The sequence below is a fragment of the Bradyrhizobium sp. JR4.1 genome (assembly GCF_040548605.1).
GTDB lineage: Bacteria > Pseudomonadota > Alphaproteobacteria > Rhizobiales > Xanthobacteraceae > Bradyrhizobium > Bradyrhizobium canariense.
This window is the reverse complement of sequence record NZ_JBEPRY010000026.1, coordinates 49,276-73,660: the sequence shown is the minus strand read 5'-3', so window position 1 is coordinate 73,660 and position 24,385 is coordinate 49,276. Positions and strand designations below refer to the sequence as shown.

Annotated in this window: 28 protein-coding genes and 1 riboswitch; of the genes, 15 read left to right on the top strand and 13 right to left on the bottom strand. The window is 64.8% G+C overall.

Annotation, left to right across the window (positions count from 1 at the left end; genetic code table 11):
* Position 1: 1 nt before the first annotated feature.
* Complete coding sequence (gene alaS, locus ABIB90_RS34315; RefSeq protein ID WP_354202282.1) at positions 2–2,695, bottom strand: alanine--tRNA ligase; 2,694 nt, start codon at positions 2,693–2,695, stop codon at positions 2–4.
* Between the two features lie 223 nt (positions 2,696–2,918).
* Positions 2,919–3,007: riboswitch (glycine riboswitch) on the top strand.
* Positions 3,008–3,149: 142 nt separating this feature from the next.
* Here alaS and gcvT point away from each other — a divergent pair.
* The 4 genes from gcvT (at position 3,150) to ABIB90_RS34295 (ending at position 8,182) form a co-directional block, all read left to right on the top strand.
* On the top strand, positions 3,150–4,298 hold the full coding sequence (gcvT, locus tag ABIB90_RS34310) for a glycine cleavage system aminomethyltransferase GcvT (protein WP_354202281.1): 1,149 nt from the start codon (positions 3,150–3,152) through the stop codon (positions 4,296–4,298).
* Positions 4,299–4,309: 11 nt separating this feature from the next.
* Positions 4,310–4,678: a glycine cleavage system protein GcvH gene (gene gcvH / locus ABIB90_RS34305; protein ID WP_354202279.1), complete on the top strand. Its 369-nt coding sequence runs from the start codon at positions 4,310–4,312 to the stop codon at positions 4,676–4,678.
* Between the two features lie 181 nt (positions 4,679–4,859).
* Complete coding sequence (gcvP, locus tag ABIB90_RS34300; protein ID WP_354202302.1) at positions 4,860–7,724, top strand: aminomethyl-transferring glycine dehydrogenase; 2,865 nt, start codon at positions 4,860–4,862, stop codon at positions 7,722–7,724.
* Between the two features lie 137 nt (positions 7,725–7,861).
* Positions 7,862–8,182, top strand: a complete 321-nt coding sequence (locus ABIB90_RS34295; protein ID WP_219685011.1) for a hypothetical protein — start codon at positions 7,862–7,864, stop codon at positions 8,180–8,182.
* 101 nt (positions 8,183–8,283) lie between these two features.
* Here ABIB90_RS34295 and recA read toward each other — a convergent pair whose 3' ends face one another.
* Entirely contained in the window at positions 8,284–9,372 is a 1,089-nt protein-coding gene (gene recA / locus ABIB90_RS34290) for a recombinase RecA (RefSeq protein ID WP_007602214.1), read from the bottom strand.
* 290 nt (positions 9,373–9,662) lie between these two features.
* Between recA and ABIB90_RS34285 the strand changes: the two genes are divergently transcribed.
* Positions 9,663–9,830, top strand: coding sequence for a hypothetical protein (locus ABIB90_RS34285; RefSeq protein WP_219685012.1), 168 nt, complete (start codon positions 9,663–9,665; stop codon positions 9,828–9,830).
* Positions 9,831–10,556: 726 nt separating this feature from the next.
* Here the strand turns inward: ABIB90_RS34285 and ABIB90_RS34280 are convergent.
* A complete protein-coding gene (locus tag ABIB90_RS34280) occupies positions 10,557–10,814 on the bottom strand; it encodes a DUF2798 domain-containing protein (protein WP_354202277.1) in 258 nt (85 codons plus the stop codon).
* A 259-nt stretch (positions 10,815–11,073) separates the two neighbouring features.
* Between ABIB90_RS34280 and ABIB90_RS34275 the strand changes: the two genes are divergently transcribed.
* Both ABIB90_RS34275 and ABIB90_RS34270 read left to right on the top strand, forming a co-directional pair.
* Positions 11,074–11,262, top strand: a complete 189-nt coding sequence (locus tag ABIB90_RS34275) for a hypothetical protein (RefSeq protein WP_007602208.1) — start codon at positions 11,074–11,076, stop codon at positions 11,260–11,262.
* A gap of 163 nt (positions 11,263–11,425) precedes the next feature.
* Complete coding sequence (locus tag ABIB90_RS34270) at positions 11,426–11,659, top strand: DUF6894 family protein (RefSeq protein ID WP_354159180.1); 234 nt, start codon at positions 11,426–11,428, stop codon at positions 11,657–11,659.
* Between the two features lie 9 nt (positions 11,660–11,668).
* On the opposite strand, the gene ABIB90_RS34265 is transcribed toward ABIB90_RS34270, so the two are convergent.
* Both ABIB90_RS34265 and ABIB90_RS34260 read right to left on the bottom strand, forming a co-directional pair.
* Entirely contained in the window at positions 11,669–11,923 is a 255-nt protein-coding gene (locus ABIB90_RS34265; RefSeq protein WP_219685014.1) for a hypothetical protein, read from the bottom strand.
* Between the two features lie 104 nt (positions 11,924–12,027).
* The gene (locus tag ABIB90_RS34260; RefSeq protein WP_219685015.1) at positions 12,028–12,339 is read right to left on the bottom strand and encodes a hypothetical protein; all 312 of its coding nucleotides are present in this window, start codon (positions 12,337–12,339) and stop codon (positions 12,028–12,030) included.
* A gap of 361 nt (positions 12,340–12,700) precedes the next feature.
* On the opposite strand from ABIB90_RS34260, the gene ABIB90_RS34255 reads away from it, so the two are divergent.
* Positions 12,701–13,165, top strand: coding sequence for a PaaI family thioesterase (locus tag ABIB90_RS34255; protein ID WP_354202276.1), 465 nt, complete (start codon positions 12,701–12,703; stop codon positions 13,163–13,165).
* Between the two features lie 112 nt (positions 13,166–13,277).
* On the opposite strand, the gene ABIB90_RS34250 is transcribed toward ABIB90_RS34255, so the two are convergent.
* The 3 genes from ABIB90_RS34250 to ABIB90_RS34240 all read right to left on the bottom strand — a co-directional run bounded on the left by ABIB90_RS34250 (position 13,278) and on the right by ABIB90_RS34240 (position 16,073).
* Positions 13,278–13,571 (bottom strand): HdeA/HdeB family chaperone, encoded by a 294-nt coding sequence (locus tag ABIB90_RS34250; protein WP_007602202.1) that lies wholly within the window; start codon positions 13,569–13,571, stop codon positions 13,278–13,280.
* A gap of 123 nt (positions 13,572–13,694) precedes the next feature.
* Entirely contained in the window at positions 13,695–15,806 is a 2,112-nt protein-coding gene (locus ABIB90_RS34245) for a pyrroloquinoline quinone-dependent dehydrogenase (protein WP_354202275.1), read from the bottom strand.
* Between the two features lie 33 nt (positions 15,807–15,839).
* A complete protein-coding gene (locus tag ABIB90_RS34240; RefSeq protein WP_007602200.1) occupies positions 15,840–16,073 on the bottom strand; it encodes a hypothetical protein in 234 nt (77 codons plus the stop codon).
* Between the two features lie 242 nt (positions 16,074–16,315).
* Here ABIB90_RS34240 and ABIB90_RS34235 point away from each other — a divergent pair, with 242 nt between their 5' ends.
* Together ABIB90_RS34235 and ABIB90_RS34230 are read left to right on the top strand one after the other, a co-directional pair.
* Complete coding sequence (locus ABIB90_RS34235) at positions 16,316–16,720, top strand: hypothetical protein (protein ID WP_007602199.1); 405 nt, start codon at positions 16,316–16,318, stop codon at positions 16,718–16,720.
* A gap of 110 nt (positions 16,721–16,830) precedes the next feature.
* The gene (locus tag ABIB90_RS34230) at positions 16,831–17,163 is read left to right on the top strand and encodes a hypothetical protein (protein WP_035994586.1); all 333 of its coding nucleotides are present in this window, start codon (positions 16,831–16,833) and stop codon (positions 17,161–17,163) included.
* A gap of 75 nt (positions 17,164–17,238) precedes the next feature.
* On the opposite strand, the gene ABIB90_RS34225 is transcribed toward ABIB90_RS34230, so the two are convergent.
* The 3 genes from ABIB90_RS34225 to ABIB90_RS34215 are packed head-to-tail and all read right to left on the bottom strand — an operon-like array spanning position 17,239 to position 18,518.
* The gene (locus ABIB90_RS34225; RefSeq protein WP_007602197.1) at positions 17,239–17,595 is read right to left on the bottom strand and encodes a carboxymuconolactone decarboxylase family protein; all 357 of its coding nucleotides are present in this window, start codon (positions 17,593–17,595) and stop codon (positions 17,239–17,241) included.
* Positions 17,596–17,616: 21 nt separating this feature from the next.
* A complete protein-coding gene (locus ABIB90_RS34220) occupies positions 17,617–18,084 on the bottom strand; it encodes a DUF6691 family protein (protein WP_354202274.1) in 468 nt (155 codons plus the stop codon).
* Between the two features lie 5 nt (positions 18,085–18,089).
* The gene (locus tag ABIB90_RS34215) at positions 18,090–18,518 is read right to left on the bottom strand and encodes a YeeE/YedE family protein (RefSeq protein WP_354202273.1); all 429 of its coding nucleotides are present in this window, start codon (positions 18,516–18,518) and stop codon (positions 18,090–18,092) included.
* 90 nt (positions 18,519–18,608) lie between these two features.
* Between ABIB90_RS34215 and ABIB90_RS34210 the strand changes: the two genes are divergently transcribed.
* The 3 genes from ABIB90_RS34210 (at position 18,609) to ABIB90_RS34200 (ending at position 21,919) form a co-directional block, all read left to right on the top strand.
* Positions 18,609–18,929, top strand: a complete 321-nt coding sequence (locus ABIB90_RS34210) for an ArsR/SmtB family transcription factor (RefSeq protein WP_007602193.1) — start codon at positions 18,609–18,611, stop codon at positions 18,927–18,929.
* A gap of 34 nt (positions 18,930–18,963) precedes the next feature.
* Complete coding sequence (gene ccoG / locus ABIB90_RS34205) at positions 18,964–20,403, top strand: cytochrome c oxidase accessory protein CcoG (RefSeq protein ID WP_354202272.1); 1,440 nt, start codon at positions 18,964–18,966, stop codon at positions 20,401–20,403.
* Between the two features lie 352 nt (positions 20,404–20,755).
* Entirely contained in the window at positions 20,756–21,919 is a 1,164-nt protein-coding gene (locus ABIB90_RS34200) for a GNAT family N-acetyltransferase (protein WP_354202271.1), read from the top strand.
* 8 nt (positions 21,920–21,927) lie between these two features.
* Here the strand turns inward: ABIB90_RS34200 and ABIB90_RS34195 are convergent, their stop codons facing one another.
* Positions 21,928–22,593 carry a DsbA family oxidoreductase gene (locus tag ABIB90_RS34195; protein ID WP_354128052.1) on the bottom strand — a complete coding sequence of 222 codons (666 nt, stop codon included), beginning with the start codon at positions 22,591–22,593 and terminating at the stop codon, positions 21,928–21,930.
* A gap of 67 nt (positions 22,594–22,660) precedes the next feature.
* Positions 22,661–23,482 (bottom strand): helix-turn-helix domain-containing protein, encoded by an 822-nt coding sequence (locus ABIB90_RS34190; protein WP_063995739.1) that lies wholly within the window; start codon positions 23,480–23,482, stop codon positions 22,661–22,663.
* A 101-nt stretch (positions 23,483–23,583) separates the two neighbouring features.
* Here ABIB90_RS34190 and ABIB90_RS34185 point away from each other — a divergent pair, with 101 nt between their 5' ends.
* Together ABIB90_RS34185 and ABIB90_RS34180 are read left to right on the top strand one after the other, a co-directional pair.
* A complete protein-coding gene (locus ABIB90_RS34185; RefSeq protein WP_354202270.1) occupies positions 23,584–23,814 on the top strand; it encodes a hypothetical protein in 231 nt (76 codons plus the stop codon).
* Positions 23,815–23,851: 37 nt separating this feature from the next.
* Complete coding sequence (locus ABIB90_RS34180) at positions 23,852–24,250, top strand: hypothetical protein (protein ID WP_354202269.1); 399 nt, start codon at positions 23,852–23,854, stop codon at positions 24,248–24,250.
* The last annotated feature ends 135 nt before the right edge of the window (positions 24,251–24,385 follow it).

Here is a 24,385-nt window from a genome sequence, read left to right as displayed (position 1 = left end):
GCTACGCGCCGGCCGATTTTTGTTCAGTCATGGCTTTTTCGATCGCCGTGAGCGCCGCGGCCGCATTCGCACCATCGGGGCCGCCGGCCTGCGCCATGTCGGGCCGCCCGCCGCCGCCCTTGCCGCCGAGCGCCTCGGAGGCGACCTTCACCAGATTGACCGCATTGAAGCGCGAGGTGAGGTCAGCGGTGACGCCGACCACGACGCCGGCCTTGCCGTCCTCGGTGACGCCGACGATGGCGACGACGCCGGAGCCGATCTGCTTCTTGCCGTCGTCGGCAAGGCTCTTGAGATCCTTCATCTCGATGCCCTCGACCGCGCGCGCCATCAGCTTGACGTCGCCGACCTCGCGCACACCGGAGACCGCGCCGTTGCTCGCAGCCGCACCGCCGCCCATCGCGAGTTTCTTGCGGGCGTCGGAGAGTTCGCGCTCGAGCTTCTTGCGCTCCTCCATCAGGGCACTGATGCGCGCCGGGACGTCGTCGATCGAGGTGCGCAGTTCGTTGGCCGCCGTCTTCGCCAGCGCCATGGTCTCGTTGGCGTGCTTGCGCGCGTAGTTGCCGGTCAGCGCCTCGATGCGGCGCACGCCGGAGGCAACCGCGCTCTCGCCGGTCAGCGTGATCAGGCCGATATCGCCGGTGCGCTTGACATGCGTGCCGCCGCACAGTTCGACCGACCAGCCGAGCGCGTTGGTGCCGCGCTCGCGCGCGGTCCGGCCCATCGAGACGACGCGAACCTCGTCGCCATATTTCTCGCCGAACAGCGCGCGTGCGCCGGCCTCGCGGGCCTCGTCCACGCCCATGACGCGGGTCGAGACTTCGTCATTCTCCAGCACCACCTCGTTGGCGATGTCCTCGACGCGCGCGAGCTCTTCCGCCGTGATCGGCTTCGGATGCACGAAGTCGAAACGCAGCCGATCCGGCGCGACCATCGAGCCGCGCTGGGCGATGTGATCGCCGAGCACCTGGCGCAGCGCCTCGTGGATGAGGTGCGTGGCCGAGTGATGCGCGCGGATCGAAAAGCGCCTGCCGTGATCCACTTCGAGCTGCAGCGCGGTGCCGAGCTTGAGCTCGCCGCTCTCGACCGTGCCGACGTGAACGAAGAAATCGCCGAGCTTCTTCTGCGTATCGGTGACGCGGAATTTGATGCCGCCCTCGCCGGTCAGCACGCCGGTGTCGCCGACCTGGCCGCCCGACTCCGCGTAGAACGGCGTCTGGTTCAGCACGATCGCGCCAGTCTCGCCGGCCTTGAGGCTCATGGCTTCCTTGCCGTCCTTGACCAGCGCGGTCACCACGCCTTCGGCGCTCTCGGTCTCGTAACCCAGGAATTCGGTTGCGCCGAGCTTCTCACGCAGCGGGAACCAGATCGCCTCGGAAGCCGCTTCGCCCGACCCCTTCCAGGACTCGCGCGCCTTGGCCTTCTGACGCTCCATCGCGTCGGTGAAGGAAGCCTGGTCGACGCTGATGCCGCGCGACTTCAGCGCGTCCTGCGTCAAATCGAGCGGGAAGCCGTAAGTGTCGTACAGCGTGAAGGCGACGTCGCCGTCGAACATGTCGCCCTTCTTCAAGGACGCGCTCTTCTCGTCGAGAATGGCGAGGCCGCGCGTCAGCGTCTTGCGGAAGCGGGTTTCTTCCAGCCGCAGCGTTTCCTCGATCAAATTTTCCGCGCGCATCAGATCCGGATAGGCCTGGCCCATCTCGCGCACCAGCGCCCAGACCAGGCGATGCATCAGCGGTTCTTGCGCACCGAGCAGCTGCGCATGGCGCATCGCGCGGCGCATGATCCGGCGCAGCACATAGCCGCGGCCCTCGTTCGAGGGCAGCACGCCGTCGGCGACGAGGAAGGCCGACGAACGCAGATGGTCGGCGATGACGCGGAACGAGGCCACGGTCTTCTCGTCCGGTCCGCTTCCGAGCGCCGACGCCGTCGCGTCGATCAAATGACGGAACAGGTCGGTCTCGAACACGCTGTCGACGCCCTGCATGATGCAGGCCATGCGCTCCAGCCCCATGCCGGTGTCGATCGAGGGACGCGGCAGCGCCACGCGCTCCTCCTTCGTCACCTGCTCGTACTGCATGAAGACGAGATTCCAGAATTCGAGGAAGCGATCGCCATCCTCCTCAGGCGAGCCCGGAGGCCCGCCCCAGATGTGCTCGCCGCGATCGATGAAGATCTCCGAGCACGGCCCGCACGGCCCGGTGTCGCCCATCGCCCAGAAATTGTCCGAGGTCGGGATGCGGATGATGCGGTCCTCGGAGAAGCCCGCGATCTTCTTCCACAGCCCGGCCGCCTCGTCGTCGGTGTGGTAGACCGTGACGAGCAGCTTGTCTTCCTTGAGCCCGAACTCCTTCGTGATCAGCGTCCAGGCCAGCTCGATCGCGCGCTCCTTGAAATAGTCGCCGAAGGAGAAGTTGCCGAGCATCTCGAAGAAGGTGAGATGGCGCGCGGTGTAGCCGACATTGTCGAGGTCATTGTGCTTGCCGCCGGCGCGCACGCATTTCTGCGAGGTGGTGGCGCGCTGATAGGGCCGCTTCTCGACGCCGGTGAAGACGTTCTTGAACTGCACCATGCCGGCATTGGTGAACATCAACGTCGGATCGTTGCGCGGCACCAATGGCGAGGACGACACGATCTCGTGGCCGTTCTCGGCAAAGAAGTTCAGAAAGGTCGACCTGATCTCGTTGACGCCGCTCATGTTCATCCAATCGGGTGTGCTTGCACCCGCCTTCCAGCCATCCAAACCGCAAGTTTGGGCTGATATCTGCGGGTCAAAGCGCTTTTAGACAAGGCCAGCTTCGCTGTCCAGAAACTGTGCAGACAGATCAAGGCGTTGCCGCAGATGCGCAATCCCGTTGGAAAGCCGCCGATGCCGCGTTGACAGGCTTGGCCGGCCTGTGGTCTTTACCTATCTGTATCGTACGGCCACGTCGGGAGAGACCGGCACTGGTGCCGGCGCCGAAGGAGCAACCGCCCCGGAAACTCTCAGGCAAAAGGACCGCGTGGCTTTGACAGCATCTGGAAAGAGGCGCCGACCGGCTTAACCCGGATGGCGTCCGCCGACGGGATAATACTCTCAGGCACAGCGACAGATGGGGCTTCGATTGGTGTCCACGGGAAATCGTTCCCGGGGAACCGCCGAGGGCCCCCCGATGCTTGCGCGTGACGACAAAGACTCCCTGAAACGCACCCCTCTTTACGATCTTCATGTCTCGCTCGGCGGCAAGATGGTGCCGTTCGCGGGCTATGACATGCCGGTGCAATTTCCGGCCGGAGTCCTGAAGGAGCACCTTCATACCCGCAATGCGGCCGGCCTGTTCGACGTCTCTCACATGGGCCAGATCGCACTCAGGCCGAGATCGGGCAAGGTCGAGGACGCCGCCCGCGCGCTCGAACGGCTGGTGCCGCAGGATATTTTGGCGATCGCGCCGGGCCGGCAGCGCTACGCCCAGTTCACCAATGCCGAGGGCGGGATTCTGGACGATCTGATGGTCGCCAATTTCGGCGATCACCTCTTCCTGGTCGTCAACGCCGCCTGCAAGGCCGAGGACGAGGCGCATCTGCGCGCGAATCTCTCGGACGACTGCATGATCGATTCGCTTGCCGACCGCGCGCTGATCGCGCTGCAGGGGCCGAAGGCGGAATCGGCGCTGACGAAATTGTGTGCAGAAGCACCCGCCATGAAATTCATGGATTCCGGCCCGCACAGGGTTGCCGGCCTCGACTGCTTCGTCTCGCGCTCAGGCTATACCGGCGAGGACGGATTTGAGATTTCGGTTCCTGCCGGCGACGCCGAACGGCTCGCCAAGGCCCTGCTGGACAATCCGGACGTCATGCCGATCGGGCTCGGCGCCCGTGACAGCCTGCGGCTCGAGGCCGGGCTTTGTCTTTACGGCCACGACATCGACACCGCGACCACGCCGGTCGAGGCCGCACTGGAATGGTCGGTGCAGAAGAGCCGCCGCACCGGCGGCGCGCGTGCCGGGGGCTTCCCCGGCGCGGCAAAGATTCTCGCCCATTTCGACCATGGCGCATCCCGCCGCCGCGTCGGCCTGCGCACCGAGGGCCGCGCGCCGGTGCGCGAAGGCGCGCTGCTGTTTGCGGATGCGACCTCCGCCGAGCCGATCGGAAAGGTCACCTCGGGCGGTTTCGGCCCGAGCCTGAATGCGCCGGTCGCGATGGGCTGTGTGCCCACCGCATCGAGCGCGATCGACACAAAACTCTTCGCCGAGGTGCGCGGCCAACGCCTGGCCGTGCAAATCGCCGCCATGCCCTTCGTGAAAAACACCTACAAACGCTGAGGACCGAGAAAATGACCACGACGCTGTACACCTCCGACCACGAATGGCTCGCGATCGACGGCGATGTCGCCACCGTCGGCATCACCGACTACGCGCAATCGCAGCTCGGCGACGTCGTGTTCGTCGAATTGCCCAAGCTCGGCCGCACGCTGAAGAAGGCCGAACCCGCCGCGGTCGTGGAATCGGTGAAGGCCGCATCGGACGTCTACGCGCCGGTGACGGGCGAAGTGCTCGAGACCAACGCCGCGCTCGCCGCCGAGCCCGCACTGGTGAACTCGGATGCGCAAGGCGCGGCGTGGTTCTTCAAGATCAAGATGGCCGACAAGAGCGAGCTCGGCGGTCTGATGGACGAAGCGGCGTACAAGGCCCACACGGCGTGAGATGATGCGAACTCTGACCTCATATTCGGTGTCATCGTCCGCGAAGGCGGACGATCCAGTACGCCGCGGCCCATCGGCCCTAGCCGAAGCGGCTGCGTTTACTGGATGCCCCGCCCCCGTGCGCAAGTGCGCACTAGGCGGGGCATGACGGCGACAAGAACATCTGAAGCGAGGACCCATGATGACCGCACACCGCAAATCCAACGGCGACACCACCAGCTTCGTTCGCCGCCACATCGGCCCCTCCGCGCGCGACGTCACCGCGATGCTCGAGGCCGTCGGCGCGAACAGCGTCGATACGCTGATGGCGCAGACGCTGCCGGCCTCGATCCGGCAGGCCGCCCCACTCGATCTCGGCAAGCCGCTCAGCGAGACCGAAGCGATCGCGCATATGGGCGAACTCGCCGCCCAGAACCAGGTCTTCACCTCGCTGATCGGCCAAGGCTATTCCGGCACGATCCTGCCCGCGGTGATCCAGCGCAACATTTTGGAGAACCCGGCCTGGTACACGGCCTACACGCCCTACCAGCCCGAGATCAGCCAGGGCCGGCTCGAGGCGCTGCTCAACTTCCAGACCATGATCTGCGACCTCACCGGGCTCGACGTCGCCAACGCCTCGCTGCTCGACGAGGCAACCGCGGCCGCCGAAGCAATGGCGCTCGCGGAGCGGCACTCGCGGGTCGAAGCAAAGGCCTTCTTCGTCGACAAGGACGTGCATCCGCAGACACTCGCCGTGATGCGCACCCGCGCGGAGCCCCTGGGCTGGACCCTGGTCGTCGGTGATCCCCTCACCGATCTCGACAAGACGGACGTGCTTGGCGCGCTGCTGCAATACCCGGGCTCGTCAGGCGCTGTGCGCGACCTCAGGCCCGCGATCGCCAGCCTGAAGGCCAAGGGCGCGCTCGCGATCATCGCTGCCGATCTGCTGGCGCTGACAGTGCTCGCCTCGCCCGGCGAGCTCGGCGCCGACATCGCCATCGGCTCGGCGCAACGTTTTGGCGTGCCGATGGGGTATGGCGGGCCGCACGCGGCCTATATGGCGGTGCGCGATGCGCTGAAGCGTTCGCTGCCCGGCCGCATCGTCGGCCTCTCCGTGGACTCGCGCGGGATGCCTGCCTATCGCCTCGCACTGCAGACCCGTGAGCAGCACATCCGCCGCGAGAAGGCGACCTCCAACATCTGCACCGCGCAGGTGCTGCTCGCCGTGATCGCCTCGATGTATGCGGTCTATCACGGCCCCGAAGGCCTGACGCAGATCGCGCGCAATGTGCATCGCCGCACGGCGGTGCTCGCCGCGGGCCTGCGCAAGCTCGGCTTTGCGCTGCAGTCCGACAGCTTCTTCGATACGCTCAGCGTGGTTACAGGCGCGAAGCGTGCCGAGATCGTCGCGCGCGCGGCGGCCGAGAAAATCAATCTCGGTGTCGGCGACGACAGCTTGCGCATCGCGCTGGACGAGACCACCACGCCCGCGACGGTGGAAGCGGTCTGGCGCGCTTTCGGCGGCCAGCTTGCCTACGCCGAGATCGACGCGACCACGCGTGAGGCGCTGCCGGAGGCGCTCAAGCGCGCGACCTCCTTCCTCACCCACCCCGTCTTCCATGCGCATCGCTCGGAGACCGAGATGTTGCGCTACATGCGCAAGCTCAGCGATCGCGACCTCGCGCTCGACCGCGCGATGATCCCGCTCGGCTCGTGCACCATGAAGCTGAACGCGACCACCGAGATGATGCCGCTGACTTGGCCGGAATTCGGCAGCCTGCACCCGTTCGCCCCGCGCGAGCAGGCGAAGGGTTACTACGCGCTGTTCGCGCGGCTGGAAAAATGGCTGTGCGACATCACCGGCTATGACGCGATCTCGCTGCAGCCGAATTCCGGTGCGCAAGGAGAATATGCCGGGCTTTTGGCCATCCGCGGCTATCACGCGGCGCGTGGCGAGACCCACCGCAAGATCTGCCTGATCCCCTCCTCCGCCCACGGCACCAACCCGGCTTCGGCCGCGATGGTCGGCATGGACGTGGTGGTGGTCGCCTGCGAGAAGAACGGCGACGTCGACGTCAACGATCTCCGCGCCAAGGCCGAGAAGCATTCGAACGACCTCGCCGCCGTCATGATCACCTATCCCTCGACCCATGGCGTGTTCGAGGAACATATCCGCGAGATCTGCGACATCGTGCATGGCCATGGCGGGCAGGTTTATCTCGACGGCGCCAACCTCAACGCGCAGGTCGGCCTTAGCAGGCCCGGCGATTACGGCGCCGATGTCAGCCATCTCAACCTGCACAAGACCTTCTGCATCCCGCATGGCGGCGGCGGCCCGGGCATGGGCCCGATCGGCGTCAAGGCGCACCTCGCCCCGTTCCTGCCGGGGCATCCAGCGGCGAACGGGGATGCGCCGGTCGGCCCAGTCTCGGCAGCGCCGTTCGGCTCAGCCTCGATCCTGACCATCTCCTACATCTACATCCTGATGATGGGCGGCGAAGGCCTCAAGCGCGCCACCGAGATCGCGATCCTCAACGCCAACTACGTCGCAGCAAGGCTCGATGCGCACTTCCCGGTGCTCTACAAGAACGAGAAAGGCCGCGTCGCGCATGAGTGCATCGTCGATCCCCGCGCGCTGAAGACGACCTCAGGCGTCACCGTCGACGACATCGCAAAGCGCCTGATCGACTACGGCTTCCACGCGCCGACCATGAGCTTCCCGGTGCCGGGCACGCTGATGATCGAGCCGACCGAATCGGAATCCAAGGCGGAGCTCGATCGCTTCTGCGATGCCATGATCGCCATTCGGAAGGAAATCGCCGAGGTCGAAGCAGGCCGCTTCAAGATCGAGGCGTCGCCGCTCCGCCACGCCCCGCACACCGTGCATGACATCGCGGATGACGATTGGAAGCGCGCTTACACCCGCGCCGAGGGCTGCTTCCCCGCGGGCACCTCGCGCACGGACAAATATTGGTCTCCGGTCGGGCGCGTCGACAACGTCTATGGCGACCGCAATCTGGTGTGCTCCTGCCCGCCGGTGAGCGATTACGCGGAAGCGGCGGAGTGACGAATCGTAGGGTGGGTTAGCGCAGCGTAACCCACCACTTCAGCTTCAACGCAAACGACCAGTGGTTGATTACGCCTACGGTTCTAACCGTCGGGCCAACGCATGAGGCTTCCCGCTCGGGCCACAAGGCTCTCGCAATGAGTGCTCGCAACCGTGAGCGCCCAGGCCTGGGATCTATCGATCTGGTCCTGGAGATCAGCGAGCGCCTGCGCCTGCCAGTGAGCTCTTTCGCGTCCGAGGGGCAAGGATTCGGTCTCCGATGCAATTCCGACGAAAGGGGAGATATCGGGATCGTCTTCAAGGCGGGCCTTGAAGCTATGCCCTACAATTGCCCTGGCACCTTCCAACGGAGAGACGCTTCCGGAAAGTATGCCTTTCGCCGTCTCAATAACGATCTGGCGAGCAGCAATGACCTCGGATTGATTCCAACTCACGGCGATCCCGGCCTCACCAACTGATCCGGATATCTCGTGTATCACAAAACGAAACAGGCGCCGAAGACGTCGGCAACTCAACGTCCTCAGCGCCCGCTCCTCGCGAAAAACTCTACTGTTGAAGCTTACTCGTCCCCCGGCTCCTCGCCGTCGGCGTCACGCTCGGGGCTGCCGGCGAGGATCTGCTCGGCGATCAGGCCGGAGTTCTGGCGGATCGAGGTCTCGATCTTGGCGGTGATGTCGGGGTTGGCCTTCAGGAACGCTTTCGAATTCTCGCGGCCCTGGCCAAGACGCTGGCTGTCATAGGAGAACCAGGCGCCGGATTTCTCAACGATGCCGGCCTTGACGCCGAGATCGAGGATCTCGCCCATCTTGGAGACGCCCTCGCCGTACATGATGTCGAACTCGACCTGCTTGAAGGGCGGCGCCAGCTTGTTCTTGACGACCTTGACGCGCGTGGTGTTGCCGACCACTTCGTCGCGCTCCTTGATCGCGCCGATGCGGCGGATATCGAGGCGGACGGAGGCATAGAATTTCAGCGCGTTGCCGCCGGTGGTGGTTTCCGGCGAGCCATACATCACACCGATCTTCATGCGGATCTGGTTGATGAAGATCACCATGGTATTGGACTTGTTGATGGACGCCGTCAGCTTGCGCAGCGCTTGGCTCATCAGACGAGCCTGCAGACCCGGCAGCGCATCGCCCATCTCACCCTCGAGTTCGGCCTTCGGCACCAGGGCCGCGACCGAATCGATCACCAGCACGTCGACCGCGCCGGAGCGCACCAGCGTGTCGCAGATTTCCAGCGCCTGCTCGCCGGTGTCCGGCTGGGAAATCAGGAGTTCGTCGATGTTGACGCCCAGTTTGCGTGCATAGACCGGGTCGAGCGCGTGCTCGGCGTCGATGAAGGCGCAGATGCCGCCCTTCTTCTGCCCTTCCGCCACCGTGTGCAGCGCCAGCGTGGTCTTGCCCGAGGATTCCGGCCCGTAGATCTCCACGACACGCCCCTTCGGCAGGCCGCCGATCCCGAGCGCGATATCGAGCCCCAACGAACCCGAAGAGACCGCCTCGACATCCATCGAACGGTCGTTCTTGCCGAGCTTCATCACCGAGCCCTTGCCGAACTGCCGCTCGATCTGGGAGAGCGCGGCGGCCAGAGCTTTACTCTTGTCCATGGAAGATCCTTCGACGATACGCAGGGCAGTGGTGGACATTGGGTCGTGCTCCTTATGGCGAGGATTCGCTAGAGGGACAAACGGCTGGCGGGGCGGCGCGGCGATAAAATCAATGTACCCTATTTGTTCTAGGTTCGCAATATGTTCTTTTGCGGATTTGCGCTTCAAATGACGCGCATCAAAGACGGATGCCCCGCGCGCCGTCAGAATTCCGTAATCCTGCGGCACCGAACCTTTTCGCGGTCTGCGGCCTTTTCTGGGATGGGACTCTTGCATGGGAGTCTTGCATCGGACTCTTGGACGGGACCGCAACTCTGGGGACCTCAGTCATGACGAACAACACGCATCACGATACGACCCGGCGCAATCCGCTGCTGGAGGCGGCGCGGGAGGAGATGATCAAGTTCGAGCGTAAGGAAAATGAGTTCCGCAAGAAGGATCGCGAAGAGCGTGCCGCCGAGCTGCATTTGCCGCTGGACGCGATCAAGGTTCATTAGGCCGCGAGGACGAGCGCTTAGGAGCTGACCGAGGCCCGCTTGCCGACTCGGCAGGCGGCGGTGTTTGCCAGCGGCAACGCGCTGGCGACGATCCCGGAGCAGCGCCCTTTGATCTCAAAGGAGATCGGCACGGGAATCGGGATTCGGACGGCCATGGAGGCGAGTCCGAGTCCATATGGTATCTAAATACTACCAGTAAGTCATTGATTGAACGATGGAATTCGTAGGCGGGCTACTGTGCATGGGGTTGTTTTCGCGTTTTTGAAAGGCGCGCATGGGCCCTTCCACCCCGGAGCCGTCTCCCGGCACCCAACCCCGCCTACAGCAGAACCAGCAATCCGATGCCGATCACCAGCACGACGAAGCCAGCCGCCGTCGCGGCGGCGAATGACCGCTCTACGTTGTCCATGATGCCACCCCGTTGCCGGTGCGCCACGTTTCCCCCATGGCAGCACCGTCGCTGCGAAATCTCGCCTGCGGTTGTGTCCTGAGTTGTGCGAACGGATGTCGAAATTGGGACCGGTGCAGGGCCAGTGTGCGGCCCCCGAGCTCCGGCTTTCGCTGTCACCGTCGGGCCTTGTCAGGCTGTCGTAAGCTGAGCCGGCTAGGGTCGCCTGGCTATGGTGTTGCAGCCCAGCACCTCAGCCTCCAATAACCTTCTCCCCGCTTGGTTCTCCCAAGCGGGGTTTTTTCATGCTGATTTTCATTCGGATTTTCTTGCCGATTTCATACCGGCCAGCCGGTTTGCGAACCGCCCTCGTCCTGCGTCAGGCGCAGCGAGAAGGCGCGGATCACCGGCGCCGCGAGCAGCACGATCGGCAGCATCGCCGCCCATGCGATCAGCCACGACACCATCCAGTGCGCCAGGAAGTCCAGCGCGTTCCCTGCGGGAAGGCTGGCGATGCCCGCGGCGATCAGCGAGGTCAGTCCGGACTGGATGATTCCGAACACGAAATGAGAATAGCGGCGGGGAATGCCCGGCATGACGCGCCCATGTTGCTGACCGTCATCGGACCAAGCAAGGCACATGCCGCCGCGTTCCGGAAGGCGCCCTTACCCATCCCAGGAACTCTGTTCTTGGCCGGAGAACCACGGAGAGGCCTCGCGCCGCCGCTGGGCGGCAGCGCGTGCGTCTGCGAGATAGCCGTGAGCTATCCGGGACTTACCGACTGATTTGGCTTTCCCTGGATATTATGCCGCCCGGCATGTTCTCAGGGATGGGAGTGAATCGTGGGAGAAGGCCATGAATCACAGGGGCATCGAGTTCACCGTCGCCAAGACGGCACTTCCCGGCATCTGGCAGTGGCAGTTCCGGATCGGCGAGCAGATCAAGACCGGCAGGACCGAGACCAAGATCGATCTGTTGGCGATCCGGCGGGTGCAGCTGCGCATCGATCGGGAGCTGAAGGCGATCGGGCGCAACGCGACCTGAGCGGCCGGACCGAGATCGTCGGCGGCATGGCTTGCAGGGGCGCAGCCGCGTCCATGTGGGCTATTCCGTAGCCGCCCGGAATTGATCTGCCGATGGTTTGGGATTGGACTGCCCGCGAATTTGGCCGTGGGGACGGAGCCATCAGGCGCGATCGGTGCGAACCATGCCGCTCTACTTCTTTCGAATCCGGAACGGCAGCTATTCCGGCTGTGCCGACCAGGCGTCGGAATTTGCGAATCGCGATTCGGCCTGGAAGGAGATGACCAGCGTCTGCGCCGACATGGCCGCCGGCATCGCCCGCAAGCTCCAGGAAAATTCCGAATGGAACATGGAGCTGCTGGACGAGGTCAAGGAGCCCGTGTTCCGGATCCGCATCACATCCGAAACCTTCGAATAGGGGCCGGCCCTAATCCGCGCTGGGCAGCCGCCGCATCGTGAATTCGATGTCGCCGCCGGGCAGCTCGCGCCAAGTCTCGACCGCGCTCATATAGCCGGCCTTGGGGTAGCGGGCGAAGAAAGCCTGCGCCCTCTCCCGCGCCGCCGCGCGCGGCAGCGTGAAGGTCTCGCGCAGATAGCCGTCGCCGGCCGTCGCGCCGGGCTTGCCGCCCATCGTGCGCCGGCGCGCCATCCGCTCGGCGAGATCCCGCGGACGATCGGCCATGTTCCGCCTCCTTTACGCAATACGCTCTCGCGCAATGTAGGAAGCAGGCCGACCGAAGAGGAGTCCCGGCCGGAGGCATCAACCGCCTCCGATCGGGCAGATGGTCAATTGGCAGACGTGCCGGACTTCTTCTTCGGCGCACCGGTCGCGGCCGAGGCCTTTGGCGCCGCCGCCTGCTTCGGCGGGTCGGAGCGCATGCCGCCCCAGGGATCGTTGGAAGCCTTGGAATCCGGAATCTTCTTCAGCGTTTCCTTGTAGGCCTTGTCACGCTCGGCTTCCGCGGCCTTCTCCTCGGGGGTCTTGCCAGGCCCCTCCTGCAGCAAATTGAGATTGGGCATTTGCGCATAGACCGGTCCCGCCAGCACGGTCGGTCCCGCCAGAACAGCCAGCACCGCGGCCATAGGGAAAAGCTTCATCATTGGCTCCTTGATCATCCATGGCGGCGCGGGTCGCCCGCGCCTTGTCGCCCCGGCCACAACCGCAAGGGCCGCTCGGCCCGCTAGAGCCGGTCCGATTTGCACGATTTCGGCGCGTGGAGCCAGTCGTCCCAGATCGGGCCGCACTTGGTGCACCCGTTCAGCAACAGGCCGAGCCCGGCCAGACAAAACACGAGGATATACCGACGCAACATCACCCACCCCATACCCACTCCGTGGCATCATACCGGGCGAAGTCAGGCATTTTCAAGCCGACGGGACCCGCGGCAGGCCGGGTGACTTTGCCGCGCCGGTCTGCTCGGAATGCCGAACATCCGACAATACGGAGGGAACGACAGCAATGCCATCGCATCCAGAAGCCGAGTTCGGCATCACTGAGGCCCGACGCATCCTCGGCGAGGTCTTTGCGCCCTGGGTCCAGGATCTCAACCTGTCGGTCGAGCGCATCGAGCACCTGCCGCCGCCGGACGTGCCGGACTGGCAGCCGGCAGCGCTCCTGCGCATGCCGTTCTCGGAGCGCCTGTGCCGCAACGGCGGCGTGGTCTGCGGCCAAGCGCTGATGGCGCTTGCCGACACCGCGATGGTGATCGCGAACCTCGCCGCCAACCGCGGCTATCGACCGATGACGACGGTCGACCAGACCACGCATTTCATGCGCGCGGTCTCCTCGTCGGACGTGCTGGCCGACGCCCGCGTGGTGCGGCTCGGACGCAGCATGAGCTTTGGCCGGGTCACGCTGTTCTCGGCCACCGACAACAAGCCGGTTGCGATGGTGTCGAGCGCGTTCGCGATGCTGCCGGGGTGAGTATCAGCCGAAAAGAGGAAAGCCGCGTGAGCGCAAAGCGCACCGCGGCTCTCGATGGCGTCATGCCGAGACAGGAAGCGCGATCGCGCTTCGCGCCGTCACGCGGGAGACGTTACTTGCCGAGCACTTCGTCAGCCGCCGTGACGATGCTGACGTTCGGATTTTTTCCGCAATAGCTGCCGAACTGCTTGGCGTTCTCGACGAACACGTCGGTGTCGATGATCGCGTTCTCTTCGTCGCCCTTGTACCAGCCGTCCATCCAGGTCAGCACCATCTTGATGGTGTCGTCGCCGCTCTCCAAGAACTGCTTGCAGCTCATGGTCGCGAGATCGAGCTTGGTGGCGTGGGCGGGCATGGACGACAGCGAGAGCGCTGCGGCGAACAGAAGCGAAAACGTGGTCTTCATCAATATCTCCATCGGCGCGTAGCGCCACAAAGGAACGGCTTGGGGGAAAATCGGCGGAGTGACTTCCGCTTCGACGTCGTAAACGAAATCTGAAGCGCTGTGCAAGTAGCGCCAGTATTGAATTTAGTTCAACGTAATTGGCGCAGCGAGAGGCGCATCGGCCTCGCTTTCGTACAGTAGTGCATATGATGTGAATGATGGTTCGCATCGCGCGCGATGCTGCGTCATGTTCGCGCGACCTCGGCGCCGCCAGCGCAATCCTGCAACCACGAGCGCGATAATCGCGAGCGCGATCGCCGATGATGCCGCAAAAAATCGCCCACCGGGGCGATCGATGGTACGCGACCACAGCGACGGCCCTTCGCCCGGCCGTGCCAGGCGAAACGCAACGACGCTGTCGCCGATCGAGGTGCCTGCCTCGGAGTGGCCGCCGGCGCCGATCGCGACATACTGCTCGCCCTTCCAGAAATAGGTCATCGGATTAGCGACGCCTGGCACGGGCAGCCGACCCTCCCACAGCTCACTGCCGCTGCGCGCGTCGAAGGCGCGCAAATAGGCGTCCATCGCTCCGGTGAAGACGAGCCCGCCTGCCGTGACAGCGAGCCCGTTGACGAGCGGCGCACCCCACGGCAGCGGCACGCCGAGCGGGGCGAGATCCTCGGTGGTGCCGACCGTCGAACGCCAGAGGATCTTGCCCGCCTTCAGATCGACCGCGACCATCTCGCCCCAGGGCGGCTTGTTGCAAAGAAACCCGAGCGGCGACATTGCCACCGCACGCGACATCGCAAACGGCGCACCATTCTGCTGGCCGAAATCATGACCGGGCGGAGGATCGAATCCGGCCGCCTCCGCCCGCGGAATCAGCTTGATGAGATGAACGGCCCGGCTGGTGTTGGCATAGAGGACCTGGTTGACGGGATCGAAGGCTGCGCTGCCCCAGTTGACGCCGCCGCCGGTGAAGGGAAACTCCAGCGTGCCTTGCGTTGAGGGTGGCGTGTACAGGCCCTCGTTGCGTGCCTCCGCAAACTGCGTCTCGCAAGCTGAGCGGCGCAGGCCAGGAACGAGCGAGAGCGCATCCTCAGTCGAGATTTTTTGCGACATCAGCGGTGGCACATGCGTCGGGAATGGCTGCGTGGGCGACAGCCGTTCACCTTCCGCGGCCCCCTGCGGAACGCTGCGCTCCTCGACCGGCCACACCGGCTTGCCGGTATCGCGATCGAGCACAAAGACAAAGCCCTGCTTGGTCGGCTGGATCACGACATCGCGCTGACCTTCGCCGGCGTCGATGCGCGTGAGCGTCGGTTGCGCCGGAAGATCGTAGTCCCAGACGTCGTGGTGCACGGTCTGGAATGCCCATACGAGTTCGCCGGTCTCAATGCGCAGCGCGACCACCGAATTGGCATGCTCGTTGTTGCCCGGCCGCTTGCCGCCCCAAAAATCCGGCGACGGCGAGGACGTCGGCAGGAATACCAGTCCGCGCGCCGCGTCGACCGACATCGGCGCCCAGACATTGGCGTGACCGGCTTCGATGCCGTCGCGCTTGAGCGGCTCGAACGTCCAGCGCGGCTGACCGCTACGCGCATCGAACGCGCGCACCACACCGCTCGGCGCGTCGACGCGGCGGTTGTCGCCGATCGCGGAGCCGACCACGACGACCCCGCGGCCGACCGCCGGCGGCGACGTGATCTGGAATTCGCCGGGCCATTCCAGCTTCATGCCGATATCGGGCCTGACCTCACCGTCCTCCCCGAAGCCGGCACAGGGGATGCCCGTCTTCGCATCGAGCGCGATCAGGCGCACATCGTTCGTGCCCATGAAGATACGCGATCGACATGCGGCATCCGCAGGCGCCTCGTCGTCGATCCAGTAGGTGACGCCGCGGCAGACGTAGCGGTTGGCGGGACGCTGATTGATTGCGATCTTCGGATCGTAGCGCCATTTCTGCGCGCCCGTGCCGGGATCGAGCGCGATCACTTCGTTGAAAGGCGAGCAGAAGACCAGGCTGTCCTCGACGAACAGCGGCGTCGCCTGGAATTTGGTTCGCCGCATCACTCCGGGCGGCCGCGCCGCGAGATCGCCCGTCTGGAATTCGAAGGCCCGAACCAAGTTGCCGACATTGTCGGGCGTGATCTCTCGCAATGGCGAGAAGCGCGAGCCACCGGGATCGCCACCCCAGCTCTCCCAGGCGAGGCCTGGCCGCGCCGAAAACAAGAGGAGCGTGATGAGAGCTGCCAAATACCGGGGGCGGGTCGCCAGCGCCCGCCGCACCTATTTCGGCTTCTTGGCGGGTTCAGGCGGACGCGCCCCGCTCCAAGGATCGTACTTCTCTTTGGACTCGGGAATGCGCTCGAGCGCGGCCTTGTAGGCCTTCTCGTCGACCTTGGGCTTGTTGTCCGCCTTCTGGCCGCCCTCGTTAGGCTGACGCCTGCCGCCGCCCATCTGCGCCTGCGCGGAGGCAACCGCCAGCGCCAGCACGGCGGCCGCTATGACCAAAATCCTCATGGGCGCAATCCCCCTCGTCTGGGGTACAAACTAGCCGGCAATTATGGAATAGCCAATGCCGCGGGGTCCAGGGCTTCAGGAAATCTGGCTCCAGGAAATCTTGCTCCAGGAATCTTGCTCCAGGAATCTTGCTCCAGGAAATCTTGGCTTCAAGAAATCCTGGCTTCAGCAAATCTTGATTGGCCGGGTCTTCGTCGGATCGCATTCGTGCCTATATTTTGGCCCGCAGGGGACCTTCACGGATGTTACGGATTATTGCTCACGCCGCGCTGCTGGCCAGCGCGCTCGCGCTCGGGGCCTGCGGCTTTGCCGACAGCCGCGCACCGGTGCCCGAGTTCATGCGCATGAAGGAGGCCGAGCAGCCGCCGCCCGAAGCGGCCCCCGACGTCAAACGCGTCGTGCGCGAGCAGATCGAATTCGTCTTCCTCAGCACGGCCTATCCGCGTGAGGTGCATGTCGCCTCACCCCATCGTGAGGTGCGGGGACCGGGCTGGACAGCTTGCGTCCGCGCCCAGCTCACCTCGGCGACCGGATCGCCGCTCGGGCCACAGACCTACATCGTGACCATATCGGGCGGAAAGGTGGTCGATCGCCGCCGCGCCGAAGCGGACGACATCTGCGGGTCGGAAAGCTACGAGCCGATCTAGGAAGCAGATCAAGCCGACATCCGATCCGGTTCCGGGAAAAACCTGTAATTTTGCCGGAACGATCATGGCCTCCCCTTCTTGTTACCGCCGAGGGCAGTTTCGAGGAGGACATGATGAGGACATTCACGATTGCATTGCTGGCTGGTGTCGGAGCCTTGGCAGCGGTGAGCGGCGCGAAGGCCGCCGACGTCTATACGACCAGCGAATACACCAGCCCCGATCTCGTCCAGCAAGTGCGGCTGGTCTGCGACGATTCCGGCAATTGCTATCGCACCCGCGGCGGCTCGCGCGTGATCGTGCGCGACTCCTATGCGACCATGCCGCGCGACCGCTACTATGAGCGCCGCACCTATCGCGACTGGGACGATGGTCCGCGCGGCGGCGTCGGTATCCGCGCGCCCGGCGTCAGTGTTGGCGTCGGTGTCGGCGGGGACCGCTGGTAATCAATGATGACATGACAGGCGGGACCGAACGAGACAACTCGTCCGGTCCCGCCCATGCGATTCGTATCGCAGACGTCAGGCGGCAACTGTCTGCTGCTGGAACTGCTCGTAGGCCGCGATCGCATCCGCGGCATACATCAGCGACGGCCCGCCGCCCATGTAGACGGCCATGCCGAGCGTCTCCTCGACCTCCTCGCGCGTTGCACCGAGCTTGACCAGGGCTTCGGTATGGAAGCCGATGCAGCCGTCGCAATGCGCGGCAACGCCGAGCGCGAGCGCAATCATTTCCTTGGTCTTCTTGTCCAGCGCGCCGTCGCGCGTGGCGGCCTGTGCAAGCGCGGAAAATCCCTTCATGGTGTCGGGAATGTCGCTGCGCAGCTTGCGCATGTTGGCGGAGATTTGGCGGGTGATCTCGGGGTAATTCTTGTCCATGACTTACTCTCTGCGTTTACTCTAGGTGTCGAACGGATCGGCCGGCGTGACGAAGCGCGTCAATGACGGCAGGTGAGCGACGAAGCGGGCGAGCGCCATGCCGGCACTCATCGCAACGACGAAGATGACGGCAGACACGGAGCCAAATCCGAGCGCGGTCAGCGCCGGCCCCGGACAGAAGCCCGCCAGTCCCCAACCCACACCGAAGATCGCGGGGCCTGCGATGATCCTGGGATCGATGTCGTTGCGCGTCGGAAGATAAAATCGTTCGGCGAAGTAGGGCCGCGCGAGCTTCAGGACGCGTTTGAAGCCGGTGAAAGTCACGGCCACAGCGCCCGCCATCACGAAGGCAAGGCTCGCATCCCACGTCCCCGCCGGGATGCCGCCGACGTCGAGGAAGTTCAGGACCTTCGCCGGATTCGCCATGCCCGAGACGATCAGGCCCAGGCCGAAAATCACGCCGATCAAGAATTGAACCGGTATAGCCATCGCCATCAGTTCCAGTGCCGCATCACGAGGACCGTCGCCATGCCGGTCGCCATGAAGGTCATGGTCGCGACCAGCGAGCGCGCCGAGAGCCGCGACAGGCCGCAGACGCCGTGGCCGGAGGTGCAGCCACTGCCCCAGACCGAACCGAAGCCCGTAAGCAAGCCGCCGACAATCAAAACGACCGGATTCGCCTCGATTGTCTGCGCCGGCAGAGTTCCGGTGACGAGCAGCACGAGCACGGGCGCGGCGACGAGGCCTGCGATGAAGGCAAGCCGGCCAGGAAATTGGCGGTCCTCGTAAGGGGGAAACAGCCGCGCCGCGATGCCGCTGACGCCGGCGATCCGCCCCGTCGCCCACATCAGCAGAACGGCAGACAAGCCGATCAGCGCACCGCCAACAAGCGAGGCGATTGGCGTAAATGATGTCGAGACCATGCGACCTCCGGATCGAGCACGCCCGGCGCGGGCGGATACCTTTACTTTAGTTCTTTCGTATTTTCGAATATACTAATATATATGTCGGCCATGAAACGCAAGCTCCGCAATCAAGAGTTGGTCGCGCTTGAGGAGAAGGCCGAGGAGGCTTCCCGCCTCCTCACGGCCATGGGCAATCCGAAGCGACTGCTGGTCCTCTGCAACATGCTGGACGGCGAGAAGTCGGTCGGCGAACTCGCCGACATCGCGGGCCTGTCGTCGGCCGCACTATCTCAGCATCTCGGCAAGATGCGCGCATTGAGCCTGGTCAAACCCAGAAGGGATGGTCAGACGATATACTACAGTATCGCGAGCCAGGAAGTCCGCGCGTTGCTGGAGACGCTGTACCGCCTCTTCTGCACTCCCGGATAGGCCTCTCGCTTGCGCTAGACGCGAGGAGCGCAGGATGACCGACGACACCATTATCGAGGGACCGCTCTACGAGAAGCGGAAGAAGGTCTACCCGCAATCGGTCCACGGGCCGTTCCGTCGCATCAAATGGGCGATCCTCTGCGTCACGCTCGGGACCTATTATCTGCTGCCCTTCATTCGCTGGAACCGCGGACCCGGCCTGGCGAACCAGGCTGTCCTGGTCGACTTGCCGCATCGCCGGTTCCATTTCTTCTTCATCGAACTGTGGCCGCAGGAGGTCTATTACTTCACGGGCCTGCTCATCATTGCCGCCATGGTGCTGTTCCTGATGAACGCGGTGGCCGGTCGTATCTGGTGCGGCTACATGTGCCCACAGACGTTATGGACCGATTTGTTCTATGCAGTGGAACGCTGGGTCGAGGGCGACCGGCGCGAGCGCATGCTGGGCGACAAGCGCTACTGGACCTTTGGTCACATCCGGAAGGTCGCAACCAAGCACTTTCTCTGGATCATGATCGCCTGGTGGACCGGCGGCGCCTGGGTGCTCTATTTCGCCGACGCGCCGACGCTGGTGAAGGAGCTCGCCACCTTCCAGGCGCCGTTCATCGCCTATCTCTGGATTGGCATCCTGACCGCAACGACCTACGTCTTTGCAGGTCACGCCCGCGAGCAGATGTGCATCTACATGTGTCCCTGGCCGCGCATCCAGGCGGCGCTGACCGACGAATGGGCGCTCAACGTCACGTATCGCCGCGACCGTGGCGAGCCACGCATGTCGGTGAAGAAGGCGCAGGTCGCCCGCACCCATGGCGACATCGCGGGCGACTGCATCGACTGCCACCAGTGCATCAATGTCTGCCCGACCGGCGTCGACATCCGGCACGGCATCCAGCTCGGCTGCATCCAATGCGGCCTGTGCATCGACGCCTGCGACAACGTGATGCGGGAGATCGGCCGGCCCGCCGGCCTGATCGGCTACGATACCGACATCAACATGCAGCGCCGGAGCGAGGGCAAGGCGCCGATTTACCGCATCATCCGCGCGCGCACCCTGATCTATACCGCGGCCATTGCCATCGCTGGCGGCATCATGCTCTACGCGCTCGCCACGCGTGCGACGATGGACGTCAACGTGCTACACGAGCGCAATCCACTCTTCGTTCAGCTCGCCGGTGGCGGCGTCCGCAACGACTACACCCTGCGCATCCTCAACAAGGGCGAGCAGCGGTCGTTTGCGCTCGAGGTCACCGGCCTGCCGGGCGCGACAATTCGCGTCGCCGGCATCGAGGTTGGAGCTGACGGCAAGCCCGTCGTCGAGGTCGGGCAGGATCAGACCCGCGAGGTCCGGCTGTCGGTGCAGGTCGGCCCGGCCCAGCTGCCGCAGACCTCGCGCGACATCGACATCGGGATCACCGACACTGCCGGCGGCGGACGAGCAAGCGCGCGCGACCATTTCGTGCCGGGTGACCGATAGCCAGCTGTCTCCCGCTGCATGCCAGGCCTATCGCAGCTGAAAGATGCGGCGGAAAGCTTGCTTGCGGCCATCCTTCGAGACGCCCGCCTGGGGCGGGCCCTCAGGATGAGGTCGCGGTTTGCGGCGAGATTTCAGACCCTCATGGTGAGGAGCCCGCCCAAGCGGGCGTCTCGAACCATGCAGGGCCGAGGTCGTCCGGCAGCCTTCTGCCACCCTATGCAATCGCCATGCGGCGGCTCGTGGCCGCATGCTCAACGGGACGTTAATATTACCACTCGAATTGAAGCGGCGTCCCAACGGTATTTTCCAATCTTTGCGCTAAGCATGGCCTCCTGAACGGGGACGACGGGACGTGGTCGATATCGCGCACCAGGCTGCGATCAATCCGGCATCGGCAAAGCATGCCGCGGCGGCGCGCGCGCGTGTCCCGCTTACGGCGATCGAACCCAGCCAGTGGCGCGCACTCGCGCAGCGCGCGATCGAGCCGAACGGATATTACCTGCCGGGCTGGGAGCTCGCTGTCAGCGCAACCGCGCGCGGCCGCACCGATGCCTCGGCGCTTTCCGCATGCGATGGATCGCGGCTGATCGGGCTGATGCCGGTGATCTCGCTCTGGCGGGCATGGAAGATCCCCCTGCCCGCGCTGGTGAGCGCGCATCCCTATGGTACGCTGTGCAGCCCGCTGATCGACCGCGATGCCCCGATCGAGGCAGCGGCGCGCCTGTTGCAGCAGGCCCGCGCGGCCGGAGCGCATGCGCTCGTGCTGAACGATGTCGCGCTCGATGGGGCGGCAATGACCGCCCTCAACCAGGTTCTGAATCGCGACGGCCTGAAGCCGCGCCTCCTCAACTCCTACATCCGCGCCAGCCTCGACGCGACCCAGGACGGTGAGACGCTGCTTCGCGATGCGCTCGGCACCAAAAAGCTCAAGGAGCTACGCCGCCAGCGCCATCGTCTCGAAGAACACGGCGCGGCCGTGTTCGACGTCGCGCGCAGCCTCGACGAGATCAGGCCGGCGCTCGAGACATTTTTGCAGCTCGAAGCCAGTGGCTGGAAGGGCAAGCGCGGAACCGCGCTGGTCCAGCATGCCGGCGATGCAACCTTCATCCGCCGCGCCGTTCCCGCGCTGGCAGAAACCGCGCAATGCGAGATCGTCACCCTTCGCGCCGGCGCGACGCCGGTGGCCGCCGGCATCGTACTGCGCCATCTGGACCGCGCCTTCTTCTTCAAGCTCGGCATCGACGAGCGCTTCGCAAGATATTCGCCGGGCGTGCAGCTTACGCTCGAGCTCACCCGCCGCCTCTGCGCCGATCCGGCCATTGCCAGCGCGGATTCCACCGCGAGCGCCGATCACCCCATGATCAACCCGATCTGGCGCGGGCGCTTCGCCGTCGGCGACGTGCTGATACCGTTGCGGCGGAACGACCCCATCGTGGCGCTCGTTCACGGAGCGCTCGCGGCGCACGGCATCGCCTACGCGGCGGCGCGCCGCGCAGTTCGCCTGCTTCGTAAATAGGATAGCTCCTACTCAGCCGCCTGGGCGTTGATCTCCGCCGAGACCTCGCGGATGGCGCGCGCGAGCATGTTGGGATCCTGCGCACCGGAGACGGCGTATTTTTGCGCGAACACGTAGGTCGGCACGCCGGAGATGCCCTTCTCGGCGGCTTCCTGCGCGTCCGCCGATACGCGCGCGACGTCCTCGTCGGTGGCGAGGCGCTTGCGCACGTCGTCGGGATCGAGGCCGACATCGGCAGCCGCCTGCACAAGCACGTTCACATCGGTGAGGTCGCCGCCGTCGCGGAAGTAGAGCTCCATCAGGCGCTGCTTCATCTCGGGCGCCTTGCCGATCGCCTCGGCCCAGAGGATCAGGCGGTGGCAGTCGGTGGTGTTGGGCTGACGCGCGACCAGCTCTGGCCGATAGACGAGCCCCTCTTCGCCCGCGGCCGCAACGACGCGTCCCGCAATGCCCTTATAGGCCTCGACCGAGCCGAACTTCTTGGTGAGATACTCCTCCCGGCTGATGCCCTCGGACGGCACCCAGGGATTGAGGAAGAAGGGACGGAAATTGAGCTTGACCGGAACGTCGGGCACCAGCGCCAGCGCGCTCTCGATCCGGTGCTTGCCGATATAGCACCAGGGGCATACCACGTCGGAGACGACGTCAATCTGGAGCGGCTTTAGGGTGCTCATGAGCGCCTCCTTCGGGCGTTGCGGGTTGTGCCCAAAGATAAGCCGAACCCATTCCGAGGCAAGGCCGCTAGCTCATGGCTGCTGCCATTTGTCGGAGCCGCTCGGCAGTGCGCTCGTCGGCCGGGAAGAAGGTTTCCAGGGCCAGCTCCGACAGCGTGATATCGACCGGCGTACCAAACACCATGGTGGTGGAGAAGAAACTGAGTATCTCCCCGTCATGTCGCAGCTTGAAAGGGATCGCGACATTGTCGCTCGACAGCGGCGCCGCGCGCGCCGGGATCGGATAGCTCTTCAGGTCGTTGTACAGCTTGATCAGCTCGGGATCGGCCGTCGCCTCGCATTGCCGGTGCAACCGCTCCAGGAGATGCCCGCACCATTCCGCGAGATTGACCGTGCGTGGCGCCAGCGCCTCGGGATGGAAGGCAAGCCGCAGCACGTTGAAGGGCTGACCGAGCAGTCGCTGCGGAATGCCGGCGAGCAGCGGCGCCAGCATGCGGTTGGCGGAGACCAGATTCCAGTGCCGGTCATAGGCCAGCGCCGGATTGGGCTCATGCGCCCTAAGGACGAGGTCGATCGCCTGACGGGCTGATTTCAAGGCGGGATCCTCCAGCGGGCGCTGCGGAAAGGCCGGGGCATAGCCGGCGGCGACCAGCAGCACGTTGCGTTCGCGCAAGGGCACGTCGAGGCGCTCGGCTAATCTGAGCACCATGTCGCGAGAGGGTGCGGCACGGCCAGTCTCGACGAAGCTCAAATGCCGCGCCGAGATTTCGGCCTCGCCGGCGAGATCGAGCTGGCTCATGCGGCGGCGCTGCCGCCATTCGCGCAGATGGTCGCCGATATGGACCGGCTGGCTGCGTTCGGCCTGTGCCGTGGATGCATGTGCGTTCATGGTCGAAAACCTAGCACGCAGATTTCGGCCCTTCCATTACGTCGGAGGTAATCGAATTGGGCCTCGGGCCGGCGCATCTTGGGTCGCAACAGGAGACGACCATGATCGCACTGCTGCTCTACCGGACCGTCGCAGACTACCTTGTTCCCTGGGCCATGGCACTCGCAACCCGGATGCTGGCGCGCGGCCTCAACATGCCGGAGCCGCTGGTGCATTCGACTGGCGACTATGTCGTCGCGCAAGTCACAGCCTTCGAGCACGGCGTCGGCAGGAGCCTTTGCCCGTTCCGTCTCGCCCGCCTGCTCCGCGCCTGGTGGCGCGGATTGCACTGACTTTCACCTCGAGCCCAACCCAACCATGGAGACCACGATGATTGACGCATCCACCTTGCTTCGCCGCGCGCTTCTTGCCGACGCGATCTTCAGCGGCGTCGCCGCTCTCGGTTTCACTTTCGGCGCCAGCGCGTTCGCGTCGCTGTTCAACCTGCCCGAAGCGCTGCTGCGCGAGACCGGCCTGTTCCTGATCGCCTACACCGCGCTCGTCGGCTGGCTCGCCTCGCGCGGCTCCGTGGCAAAGCCGCTCGTGCTGCTGATCGTGGTCGGCAACGCGGCCTGGACGGTCGGCAGCATCGCGCTGCTGCTCTCGGGCGCGGTGTCGCCGAATCTTGCCGGCGAGCTCATGGTCGTGGCGCAGGCGATCGCGACCGGCGTGTTTGCCGAACTGCAATATGTGGGATTGCGCAGGAGCGGGAGTATGCTGGCTGCGTGAGGCCGCATCACTCGCTGTCGTCGCCCGGCTTGACCGGGCGACCCAGTATTCCAGAGGCAGTCGTCGCATACGAAAAGGCCGCGGCGTACTGGATGCCCCGCTTTCGCGGGGCATGACAGTTGTGCCAGAAGCTCG